Annotated in this window: 10 protein-coding genes and 1 other annotated feature; of the genes, 6 read left to right on the top strand and 4 right to left on the bottom strand. The window is 40.6% G+C overall.

Going from position 1 to position 12,150, the window contains the following annotated elements; all coding sequences use genetic code 11:
* The first annotated feature begins 115 nt into the window (after positions 1-115).
* From I6N96_RS13035 to guaB, 6 genes are all read left to right on the top strand, one after another.
* On the top strand, positions 116-1,333 hold the full coding sequence (locus tag I6N96_RS13035) for a MucBP domain-containing protein (protein WP_209557976.1): 1,218 nt from the start codon (positions 116-118) through the stop codon (positions 1,331-1,333).
* 157 nt (positions 1,334-1,490) lie between these two features.
* Complete coding sequence (locus I6N96_RS19770) at positions 1,491-2,030, top strand: hypothetical protein (protein ID WP_245186964.1); 540 nt, start codon at positions 1,491-1,493, stop codon at positions 2,028-2,030.
* A 141-nt stretch (positions 2,031-2,171) separates the two neighbouring features.
* Positions 2,172-2,354: a DUF951 domain-containing protein gene (locus tag I6N96_RS13045; protein ID WP_209557977.1), complete on the top strand. Its 183-nt coding sequence runs from the start codon at positions 2,172-2,174 to the stop codon at positions 2,352-2,354.
* Between the two features lie 125 nt (positions 2,355-2,479).
* Complete coding sequence (gene ychF / locus I6N96_RS13050) at positions 2,480-3,580, top strand: redox-regulated ATPase YchF (RefSeq protein WP_209557978.1); 1,101 nt, start codon at positions 2,480-2,482, stop codon at positions 3,578-3,580.
* A gap of 299 nt (positions 3,581-3,879) precedes the next feature.
* Positions 3,880-4,563: a DUF1129 domain-containing protein gene (locus I6N96_RS13055; RefSeq protein WP_209557979.1), complete on the top strand. Its 684-nt coding sequence runs from the start codon at positions 3,880-3,882 to the stop codon at positions 4,561-4,563.
* A gap of 301 nt (positions 4,564-4,864) precedes the next feature.
* Entirely contained in the window at positions 4,865-6,349 is a 1,485-nt protein-coding gene (gene guaB / locus I6N96_RS13060) for an IMP dehydrogenase (protein WP_209557980.1), read from the top strand.
* A gap of 52 nt (positions 6,350-6,401) precedes the next feature.
* On the opposite strand, the gene I6N96_RS13065 is transcribed toward guaB, so the two are convergent.
* The 4 genes from I6N96_RS13065 to croR form a co-directional block, all read right to left on the bottom strand.
* Positions 6,402-7,880 (bottom strand): polysaccharide deacetylase family protein, encoded by a 1,479-nt coding sequence (locus I6N96_RS13065; protein WP_209557981.1) that lies wholly within the window; start codon positions 7,878-7,880, stop codon positions 6,402-6,404.
* Positions 7,881-8,101: 221 nt separating this feature from the next.
* Positions 8,102-9,373, bottom strand: coding sequence for a serine--tRNA ligase (gene serS / locus I6N96_RS13070; RefSeq protein WP_209557982.1), 1,272 nt, complete (start codon positions 9,371-9,373; stop codon positions 8,102-8,104).
* 60 nt (positions 9,374-9,433) lie between these two features.
* Positions 9,434-9,640 (bottom strand) — a binding site (T-box leader).
* 37 nt (positions 9,641-9,677) lie between these two features.
* The gene (locus I6N96_RS13075) at positions 9,678-10,856 is read right to left on the bottom strand and encodes a sensor histidine kinase (protein ID WP_209557998.1); all 1,179 of its coding nucleotides are present in this window, start codon (positions 10,854-10,856) and stop codon (positions 9,678-9,680) included.
* Complete coding sequence (gene croR, locus I6N96_RS13080; RefSeq protein ID WP_209557983.1) at positions 10,846-11,535, bottom strand: response regulator transcription factor CroR; 690 nt, start codon at positions 11,533-11,535, stop codon at positions 10,846-10,848. Before croR ends, I6N96_RS13075 begins: the two co-directional genes overlap by 11 nt.
* Positions 11,536-12,150 lie beyond the last annotated feature (615 nt).

Genomic DNA, 12,150 nt, shown 5'->3' on the forward strand with positions numbered 1-12,150 from the left:
CAGGAACAGAATGTATGTAAATCTAGGTTTTTCAATGATGGCTTAGAAAAACGACTTGAACAAAACGTTTGTTATGTTAAAATTAAATTGTATCAAAAAAAGGGAGGAAAGTTGAATGAAGAAAAAAGTTTATGTTGCGTTGTTATCTTTGTGTTGTCCGATTATGCTGAATACCCAACAAGTATTCGCAGAAGAAACTACTCCAACCGGTGACACAGTAGTGTTTGAGGAGCCATCGACAGAGAGTAGCTCAGAAGAATTGCCTACTGTTCCAACACCTGAGGCTTCAGAAGAAGTACCAGAAGCGACAGAGGAAACAACAGAAGCAACAGAAGAAGCTGTGACTGAAGAGACAGATACATCTGAAGAAACAGCGGAAAGTACAGAAGCAGTAGAAGAGGCACCTGAGGCTTCAGAAGAAGTTTCGAAGATGTCTGCACGAGCATTAGTGAGCTTTACAGTAACATTTGTTGATGAAACAACAAATGCAGTAATCAGCACTGTACCTATCAACCAAGAAGAAGGAACGACTGCAGTGATTGCTCTTCCGACAAATGGTTACTTTGTTGTAGATACTCCTGTTGATTCAGGCTTTTTTGTGGAATTGGATGCTGATCTCAACCCTTACTTAGTTGGTCCTGTAACAGCAGCAACAACAAACTTCACTGTTACCATGAGAGCGTTCAATGCATCAGGTGATGCACAAATCAATTTTGTTGATGAAGCAGGAAATCCAGTAGCCGGCGCACCAAGCGTTATGTTGGGTGGCGAAGTTGGAGATACGTACAGCTATGATCCTCCAGTGATTCCAGGATATACTTACAGTGGCGGTACTGTTACAGGAACACTGACAGATACATTGCAGGTGATTGATGTTGTCTATACTCGTATTGAAACAACATTAACGGTTACTTATTTGGATGAAGCAGGAAACCAATTGATTGCAGATGAAACATATACTGGTAAATTTGGCGAAGTATACGAATTTACACCTGCGTCATTCTCAGGATTGAACTTGATCAGTATGAATGGTGCACCGTTTTCAGAAGCAGATCTGCCAATTACAGTAACGATGGGTGAAACAGATCAACACATGGTCTTGGTATATGCTGAACCTGTAATTAGTGATCCATTGCCGTATCAGCCATCTCAGGTACAACCTGTAACTCCAATCGTAGATGTAAAACCGGAAATTAAACCTATCAATGATAAAAAATCTCTTCCGGAAACTGGAGAGAAAGAAAATATGGTTGCAGCAGCAGCTGGAATGATCTTAGTTGCACAAGCAGCATATGTTTTAAAGAAAAGGAAAGAAAACGAGTTCGGACTGTAATTCGTTGATGATTTAATAATAGGAGTGTTTGGATCTGCGTAATCGCAAGATTCAAACGCTCTTTGTTTATAGAACAATCAGATTTTCTTAAATTAGTAAAATACAATTTACGTAATTTGTGTTTTACGCTATAATGATTTTGAGAAGGAGGGAAGCCATGAAAGTGGACACCAAGCTGATTGAAGAGCTGCTGGATTCTTCTGTCAGCAGTTATAAGATCTCAACTGCTACAGGTATTTCCCGTCAAATGATTGGGAAACTGCGTAATGGTCAGGCAGATTTTCACAAAGGCTCCTTAGAAAATGCGGTATTGCTGCACAGCTTTGCTCTAGAGCAGAAAGAGGCGGGGATGTTGAAAACAAAGAAGCTTTCCACCATAGAAGAGATCGAAACAAAAGAAGAGCTGCTGAATCGGTTGAAGAAAAAAACAGATGAGATTTTGATCACAGGGCCATTAGCAGCAGAAATTTACGAGTTGCATAAGGGACAGCTGAGCGACACGGAACGAATGGGCGCAGACTTAGGCAGCGGTGGTATGCAGATGATCATTGAATACCTGTTTATTCGATTGTTTGAGATGAATGAACACCTTTCAAAAGAAGAGAAGAAGATGCGAAGAACAATCACGCAATTATATTATATAAAAAAAATAAGTACAGAGACTGTTTTACTTCGATTAAAACAGCTGGATTATTAACAAAAAAAATAAAGAAACGAGAAAATAGATTTTGCTACTTGGGAAAAAAAATGGTATTGTAGGCTTATCTGCTTTTTTCTCTTATAAAAATGGCAGATGCCTTATAAATAGAAGCAGAATTTCAGAAAGGGAAGTTAGACTATGTATGATCTAGGAGACATCGTTGAAATGAAAAAGCCGCATGCCTGCCAGACAAATCGGTGGGAAATTATTCGTATGGGCGCTGATATAAAAGTCAGATGTTTGAACTGTCAGCATATCGTCATGATGACCCGTCGAGATTTTGAGAAAAAACTGAAAAAAGTTTTAGAAAAAAAAGCATAACCTGAATAAAAAGACAAATGAGGTTGAATGGTTTATCCTGTGCCTAATCAAGCAGGGGATGTTGTTCGATGCTGAGAATGGCGCAGCCTCATACTATAGAATGAATAAAGGAAGAGTGAACAGACATGGCATTAACAGCTGGTATCGTAGGTTTACCCAACGTAGGGAAATCTACTCTTTTTAACGCAATCACAAAAGCAGGAGCAGAAGCTGCAAACTATCCGTTTGCAACGATCGATCCGAATGTTGGAATGGTGGAGGTTCCCGATGATCGGCTGCAGCGCTTGACCGAATTGGTAAAACCGAAAAAGACGGTTCCGACGACCTTTGAATTCACAGATATCGCAGGGATCGTAAAGGGTGCAAGTAAAGGCGAAGGGTTGGGGAATCAATTTCTAAGTCATATCCGCCAAGTTGATGCAATCTGTCATGTGGTTCGCTGTTTCGATGATGAAAATATTACGCACGTTGAGGGAAGAGTCGATCCTTTGGCTGATATCGATACCATCAATCTTGAGCTGGTTTTGGCTGACCTGGATGCTGTCACTAAGCGCCATACACGTGTAGCAAAAATAGCTAAAACAAAGGATAAGGAAGCCTTAGCCGAGTTGGCAGTCTTAGATAAAATCAAACCGGTTTTAGAGGAAGGTCTTTCTGCAAGAACGATCGATTTTGACGATGAAGAGAAGAAAATCGTGAGAAGCCTGTTCTTGCTGACAACGAAGCCGATTTTATATGTAGCAAATGTTTCTGAGGATGAAGTTTCTGATTCAGACAACAATAAGTATGTACAACAGGTTCGTGATTTTGCAGCGAATGAAAATGCAGAAGTAATTGTTGTTTGTGCAAGAGCAGAAGAAGAAATCGCAGAATTGGATGAAGAAGATAAAGCAGAATTTTTAGAAGCGTTGGGTATCGAAGTTTCAGGTCTGGACCAATTGATTCGTGCCGCATATGATCTGTTGGGTCTTGCGACATACTTTACTGCCGGTGAGCAGGAGGTTCGTGCGTGGACGTTCCGTAAGGGAATCAAGGCACCTCAGGCAGCAGGAATCATCCATACAGACTTTGAGCGCGGCTTCATCCGAGCGGAAACCGTATCTTATGAAGACCTTAGTACGTACGGTAATATGCAGGCGGCAAAGGAAGCTGGAAAAGTACGTTTGGAAGGAAAAGACTATATTGTTCAGGATGGCGATGTGATGCTTTTCCGTTTCAATGTATAATTATTTCAAAGAAAACGGTTTTTCTCTATCGAGAGTATGATAAAATACGCATGTATATAAATTTTGTTAAACAGACAATAAGGAAACGAATCGCTATTGTTTACACGGAGGAGGACAGTCTCTTCTCGTGCAGTGAATTTTTGGTGCGATTCATATATAAATCCTATGGAAGAAGCGATGCTGAGAATCATTCCTTTGCTTACGCAGGGACAAAGGTCGCTGTTGGCGGATAGGATGGTTCACAGGATTTATATAGATAAAGTTTGTTCTGCGACAGCAGGCTTAGGGGGCACAAGGAAATGGAACTGGAAAAACTGCAGGAAATCGTTGCTGAAAATCGTGAGCTGGAAAAGAATTTGACGAAAAGAAATGAGCAGTATATCTTTGACTTGAAAAAATCAATGAATGCGGCTAATCTTTCAGAACAAGAACAAACTTTGGCTTTGCATGAAATCCTACCAGTGATGGTAGAGGAGCAAAAAAGCGGTAAAACCGCCCGTCAACTTTTTGGAACTGTCTCAGAACGTACAGAAGCTATCTTGAATAAACCAGCAGAAAAGGAAGAGGCAACACCATTTTTGATGTGGCTGGATAATGCAATGCTTTTGACCGGAGCATTAGCGATCATGATGTCGGCTACCAGTCTGCTGTTTAAAAACAATACCCAGCAATTGGGACTGATTACATTGATAGCGGGAGGAACAGTCGGGGGATATGTTCTTTATCTGATGTATAAATATGTTTATCAATATGACAGACCGGGAGCGAATAAATCACAACGCCCAGGCTTTTTGAAGTCAGGTGCGATTATGGTTGGTGCCATGTTCTTATGGTTGATTGCATTTGCTGGATCGGCTTTATTACCAGCGAGTATCAATCCTGTACTAGATCCGATGATCATTATTGTTATCGGAGGAGCTGTGCTGCTGGCTCGTTATTTCCTGAAAAAGAAATACAATATGCAAAGCAGTCTGGCAAGATAATAAAACGTATGACCTGAGCGAGGAGTATTCCTGACTCAGGTCTTTTTCTAAACAATCGCAGTTTTTGCAATCTTAGCGGATTACTTTCACTTCACATTCAAGGTATTCAATTACAGGGAAACGGGCAAGAGACATCGGCAGCCTTCGTCTATTCTATCAATTTACTGATAGAACAATTAGAAATAACTCATGTTATGGAAAATTTGCGGAAATATTTCATAAACGAGAAAATGCGGTTGACTTATCCCTTATTATCTGTTATTTTCATAAATAAAATTAAAATAGAGGAGTGGTTCAGGCAATGTCTAACTGGGAAACGAAATTTGCGAAAAAAGGTCTAACTTTTGATGATGTTTTACTGATTCCGGCTGAAAGTCACGTTCTGCCAAATGAAGTGGATATGAGTGTTCAGCTAGCCAAAAATATCAAATTGAATATTCCTTTGATCAGTGCAAGTATGGATACCGTAACAGACAGCAAAATGGCAATCGCAATGGCGCGTCAAGGTGGATTAGGTGTCATCCATAAAAATATGAGTGTTGCACAGCAGGCGGATGAAGTCCGCAAAGTAAAACGTTCAGAGAGCGGTGTTATCTTAGATCCGTTTTTCCTGACGCCGGCAAGTCCGGTTGCTGATGCAGAAGCATTGATGAGTAGATATCGAATCAGCGGTGTGCCGATCGTTGAAACGATGGAAAATCGTAAATTAGTAGGGATCATCACAAACCGTGATATGCGTTTTGTTACTGACTATCAAATAAGAATCGAAGATGTCATGACAAAAAATAACTTAGTTACTGCCCCAGTTGGTACTTCTCTGAAAGATGCAGAAAAAATTCTGCAAAAACATAAAATTGAAAAATTACCGATCGTTGATGAAGCAGGTCGCTTGAGCGGACTGATCACCATCAAGGATATTGAAAAAGTAATTGAATTCCCTAATGCTGCTAAGGATGAGCATGGTCGTTTATTGGTTGCAGCTGCAGTAGGTGTGACAAGTGACACCTTCGAACGTGCGGAAGCATTGCTTGAAGCAGGTGCAGATGCAATCGTGATCGATACAGCACATGGTCACAGTGCTGGTGTGATTCGTAAAATCAAAGAAATCCGTGATACATTCCCGGAAGCAACATTGATTGCCGGAAATATCGCTACAGGAGAAGGTGCTCGTGCATTATATGACGTAGGTGTCGATGTAGTGAAGGTGGGTATCGGTCCTGGTTCTATCTGTACAACTCGTGTGGTTGCAGGTGTAGGTGTTCCTCAGCTGACAGCAATCTATGACGCTGCTTCAGTTGCCCGTGAATACGGCAAGGCAATCATCGCTGATGGCGGAATCAAATATTCCGGAGATATCGTAAAAGCTCTTGCGGCCGGCGGACATGCAGTAATGCTTGGAAGTATGTTGGCAGGGACAGATGAATCACCAGGCGAATTTGAAATCTATCAAGGTCGTCGCTTCAAAACATACCGTGGCATGGGTTCTCTTGGCGCAATGGAAAAAGGATCAAGCGATCGTTATTTCCAAGGCGGCGTCAACGAAGCCAACAAACTGGTTCCGGAAGGAATCGAAGGTCGCGTAGCCTACAAAGGTAGTGCAGCGGACATCATCTTCCAAATGATTGGCGGTTTGAAATCAGGTATGGGTTATGTAGGTTCAGCAAACTTGAAGCAGCTGCGTGATGAAGCGCAGTTTGTTCAAATGAGTGGAAACGGATTGAAAGAATCCCATCCTCATGATGTTCAAATCACGAAAGAAGCACCAAACTATTCTGTAGAGCAATAAAATAAAACAATAAGCGGCTGAGAGTATTTTGATAAACTCTCAGCCGCTTGTTTTATTGGATGACCTGTTCAGATTTGTTTCCGTAGTACATGTGCAGAGGTGCCTGCTTTTCTGTTATCAAATCATCAGCAAGAATGATGTCATATCCTTCGTTGCGTAAAGCATCGATGATTTGAGACACAGCATTGATTGTTTCCGGGTAGATATCATGCATCAGGATGATCGAGTTGTTGTAGCTGGTTTTCATGACACGTTTGATGATTTTTTCTGTATTTTTGGTTTTCCAGTCCTCGGAATCAACCGACCATTGAATGATTGGTCTGCCGATGATTTCAGCTGCATCTTTGTTCACAGCACCATAGGGCGGTCGGAAATCTGTAGGAATTTTTCCTGTAGCAGCGGCAATTGCTTTATCTGTTTCCTGAACTTGGCTTTTTACAGATTCGGGGTCCAGTCCAGTCAAATTAGGATGAGAGTAAGAATGGCTGCCTATCACATGTCCTTCTGCCGCAACACGACGAACTAAATCAGGGTTGTTTACAACGTTTTGTCCGAGCATGAAAAAGGTCGCTTTGACATTCTTTTCCATTAAAATATCCAATAACCTTGGTGTAGTGATCGGGTTCGGCCCGTCGTCAAAGGTCAAAGAAATATATTTTTTATTTGGATCTAATGGCGGCGGTGTATGTTCAGTAATAATTGTCGGATCGATAAATCCTTGATCTGTAAAGTCTAATACATTTGAGAATGGCACGCTGATCTGGTCGATGTTCAGTTGATTTTTTGGAAGTGAAAGAACCACTTTGTCTGGAGAATAACTCAGAATTTTTTGCTCCATCGTTACCTGTGGAAAATTCAGAATTTGATCGATCACTGCGGCTTGATCCTTGGAATCATCCAGCAGCTGCTGTTTTATGAACGGCTGAATGGCAGTCAGATTATCCTGGTTTTGAAAAATATCTGCCATACTTGGGAAATCAGCTGTTTCCTTATTCATGTAATGGCTTTTTCCCTGCGCGGAAGAATCGGCTTCCCAACGATCTTGTTTTTTCTTATAGACTTCAATAACAGAGGAATAAGAAGCGATCTTTCCAAACAGGTCTTCTTTTTTGATATAGCCGACTAATTTTGCTGGAGTGCCTTTCTCTATTTGATGACTTGTCTCTGTTAGTAAGGTTTCCAAATCTTCCGTTAGAGTTTGCCTCTGAGCTGTTGTCGGAAGGTAGATCAGCTCTTGCAAATGGTCATTCACATCTGAATTTTCAACTTCTTTATTACCTAGCTTTTTTTGTTGCTTGTCTATAGTAGTCAGCAGCTCCTGTTCAATCTCTTTTTCAGCAGCAGCGGCCTTTTGTATTTCTCTTTTTTGGTTTACGGATTGGAGATAGTAATAGCCGAGAAGGCAAATGCTTATTGTTGTTATAGAGACAGCGAGAATAGGCAGCAGCGTCTGCCGCTTATTGGGTCTATTTTTCTTTTCTTTTTTTCGGCGTTCTTTTCGAGAAAGCCGTGATATTATTTTGGGCTCCATATCACTCAAGTCCTTTATTAGAAAATATAGTATATTTGCTATCTATAGTAAGGTGTATATTATCTTAAAAGTGTAAGGGAGTCACGATAGAAAAGCAAGGTAGAGCATCGATTTTGATACTGTTATTAGGAACGGATTAATAAGTGCTGATAAATAAAAAGGACAGGCGATCGAAAGTGATCTGCCTGTCGCTCATATTTTATAAACCAAGAAGTCAAAACTTAACCGATGACCTTCAAACCACCCATATAAGGAATCAGTACTTCAGGAACGGTTACCGTGCCGTCTTCATTCTGGTAGTTTTCAAGAATCGCAGCAACTGTCCGTCCAACAGCGAGTCCTGATCCGTTCAATGTATGAACGTAGTTGACCTTATCTTCTTCATCTCTATAACGAATCATCGCTCTACGTGCTTGGAAATCTTCACAGTTAGAGCAAGAGCTGATTTCGCGATAAACATCTTGAGCAGGAATCCAAACTTCCAAATCGTATGTTTTAGCAGCTGAGAAGCCCATATCGCCAGTAGATAACGCCATCACTCGGTAAGGAAGGTTCAGCTTCTGTAGAATTTCTTCAGCATTGGCAGTCATTTTTTCCAGTTCCTCATAAGAATTTGCAGGATCACTGAATTTTACCATCTCTACCTTGTTGAATTGATGCAGACGAATCAAACCGCGAGTATCTCTGCCGGCACTTCCAGCTTCTGAGCGGAAAGAAGGACTTAGAGCAGTGAAGTAAATCGGCAGCTCTTTACCATCTAGAATTTCGCCATTGTAATAGTTTGTTAGAGGAACTTCAGCTGTAGGGATCAATGTAAAGTCAGTATCCTCTAGTTGGAAGCCGTCTTCACGGAATTTAGGAAATTGCCCTGTACCGAACATAGAATTACTGTTAACGATATAAGGAGGGATCATTTCTGTATAGCCGTGGTCATAGACATGCAGATCCAGCATGAAATTGTATAATGCCCGCTCCAGGCGCGCACCCACTCCTTTATAGTAGACAAAACGACTGCCGGTTACCTTGGCACCGCGCTCAAAGTCAAGGATATCTAAGTTTTCAGCTACTTCCCAATGAGGCTTTGGTTCGAAATCAAAGGTCCTTGGTTCGCTCCATTTACGCAGCTCCACATTCTCTTCTTCACCTGCTCCTACTGGAACAGATGCATGAGGCAAGTTTGGCAGCGCAGCAGCAATTGCCTTCAGCTGTTCATCGGTATCAGCGATTTCAGTATCCAATGCCTTGATATTTCCGCCGACTTCCTTCATCTCATTGATTTTCGCAGTGGCATCTTCCTTGTTTCTTTTTAGCTGAGCAATCTCGCTTGATACATCATTTCTATATTTCTTCAGTTCTTCTGATTTAACAAGCAGCTCTCTGCGGCTTTCATCCAAGCGCATAAATTCTACAAGAACCTCTTCTTTTACACCACGAGTCTTTAACTTTTGCTGTACATCATCAAAATTTTGACGAATCATTTTTACATCTAACATTGCAGTTCCTCCTATAATAAATTGAAATAAAAAAAACGCCACTCCATCCCCAGAAAAAAATCTTGGGACGAAATGACGAGGATTTCGCGTTGCCACCCAAGTTCAGCCATAGCGGCTGCCCTTGATTAAGCAGATAACGGCTGCTGCCGATCTGATTTATTTCATCAGACACAAGTTAAGAGATGGATTCTTTATAGATGATTGTTTGCTTACACCACCGCAAACTCTCTGGAAATCAGAGCTATAAATACTAATTCTCTTTGTTTTCACTTAGCATACAAAATTTCTTTTAAGATGTCAATGCTTACTTAGAAGACGCGGCATTTCTTTGAATAGGCAAATGGATGATGAAAGATGTCCAATCAGTATCAGATTTTGCATAGATATAGCCGCCATGCAGAGCAATGATACTTTGAGCAATCGCCAGCCCCAAACCTGTGCCGCCAGTTTCCTGTGACCTTGATTCTTCTACTCTATAGAAGCGATCGAATAATTGATCCAGTGACTTCTGCGGAATTTGCGGACCATCATTGCGAACAGCTACAACGACCTCTGTCCCGACCTTGCTTGCCTCCATCAAGATTTTGTTGCCGCCTTGTCCGTATTTCAATGCATTAGATAGAAGGTTGTTGAAAACACGGACAAGCTTTTCAGTATCGCCTTCCATAGGAATGGAATCGGGCGTGGTTTTCACCAGTATCTCCATACCACGCTTGTTTGCTTCAAGTTCGAAATCAACAGCGAGCTGTTCTAACAGTTGAGCCATGTCAAAGGAAATGGCGTTCAACGGAACAGCCGGCTGGCGCACTTTGGTGTATTCAAAGAGGTCATCAACCAGCAGTTTCATTTGTTTAGCCTTTACATAAGCAATATGAGTGTATTTAAGTAGTTCCTCCTGAGAGTGAAATTGCCTGTCCTCAATTAAGCCAAGATAACCAATGATCGAGGTGAGAGGGGTTCGAATATCATGACTGACGTTGGTGATCAACTCATCTTTTGATTTTTCGATCCGTCGCTCATCTTCGATTGCAGCAATCGTACTGTCCACTAGACCGTTAACACTTGCAATAACCTTTGCCAGATCCCCACTTAATTCGAAAGGAATACGATGATCATAATTACCATCAGCAATAAAATGAAGCTCACTGATGATATGGCGCAGCTGCATTTGATGGTATCGTCTAATCAAGCGCCAGTAAAGCACACCGCAGTCTATAATAAGAAAGACCGGAATCACAAATTTACTCCAGCTCCAAAATACATCTGTCTCAAGATAATCTGCTAAAGCTCCCTTTGTCCCAAAGATGATATTCCTTAAAGCGGGAGAACCTTGAATGAACTGATAAACCAGCACAATAATTGCAACATTTAATAGAAGTAAAAGAATAACCGTTAAAATTCCTTCGGCCAATAATTCACTTACTTCCTTAGAAGTTAAAGCAATGCGCTTTTGTTTCTCTATTTTCTTTTGCTTAGCGGGCATCAATTTTATACCCCACACCCCAAACTGTTTGAATGACCTTTTCTCCACCGGTTGCTTCTTCAATCTTATCACGCAGATGGCTGACGTGGACCATCACGGTTTTTGCTGAGACAACACTCTCCTGCTGCCAGACACGCTCGAATATTTCATCAGCATTGAACACACGATTCGGATGACTTGCCAATAGATAAAGAATACCGAATTCTAAAGCTGTTAATTGGATTTCTTTATCGTCGATTGTCTTAACTTCATGAGAGTCTTTGTTGATGATCAATGAACCAACCTCTAATACATCTGGTTCGTTTACTTTCAGCTGCATTTGGCTTCTGCGCAAAATCGATTTAACACGCGCCATTACCTCTAGTGGGTTGAATGGTTTCGTCACATAATCATCGGCACCGGCAACCAATCCTTTGATTTTATCCATGTCGGTTGTTTTTGCTGTCAGCATAATGATAGGAATTTGCGATTCCTTCCGCAATTCTTTAACAACCTGCATACCATCCATGATCGGCATCATGATATCAAGCACCAGTAAATCGATGTCCGGAATGGTCCTGATCTTCGAAAGTGCTTCTCTACCATCGTAGGCCTTTACGACCTCGTAGCCTTCATTATGAATATAGATACTTAAAAGCTCAACAATCTCTTTGTCATCATCTGCTACTAAAATTTTCATAAGGGTTATATCCTCCATATCTTTATTATCGTCACTAACATTTTAACAAAAAAAAGCAGAAAGGGATAAAAAGTCGTGTATATTACGGAAATTTTAAATACATTACCAAAAACTATATAATATAGTAGGGAAAAGCCTCAAAAGCGAACGATAAACACATGTATAACAATAAACAATCGGTAATGAAAAAAAGTTTAAAAAAATGCAAAATTTTGATTGACCTGAGAAGAGAATCTTGGTATATTATTACATGTCGCTAAGACAGAACAACATCTTTTGAACAGCACAATAGAATAACAGCTGAACAAAAGAAAAAACTTATTTTATCAACAAAAAACTTGTTGACAAATAACAAGAAACTTGATAAGATATAAAAGTTGTTATGAAACAAAACGACAACAGCTAAGCAGAAAAAAACTTCAACTTCTTCAAAAAAAGAGTTGACATCAAATCAGAACTTTGATATGATATAAAAGTTGCTGCAAGGCAAACAAGTAGACCTTTGAAAACTGAACAAAGTAAGACAAACCAAATGTGTAGGATGTTTTGAATTCGTTCAAAACAACAAACATTTAACAAGCAAGCAATATGCTAGCAAACAACTATGAGCGTAAC

It is taken from the genome of Enterococcus larvae (assembly GCF_017830045.1).
GTDB lineage: Bacteria > Bacillota > Bacilli > Lactobacillales > Enterococcaceae > Enterococcus_L > Enterococcus_L larvae.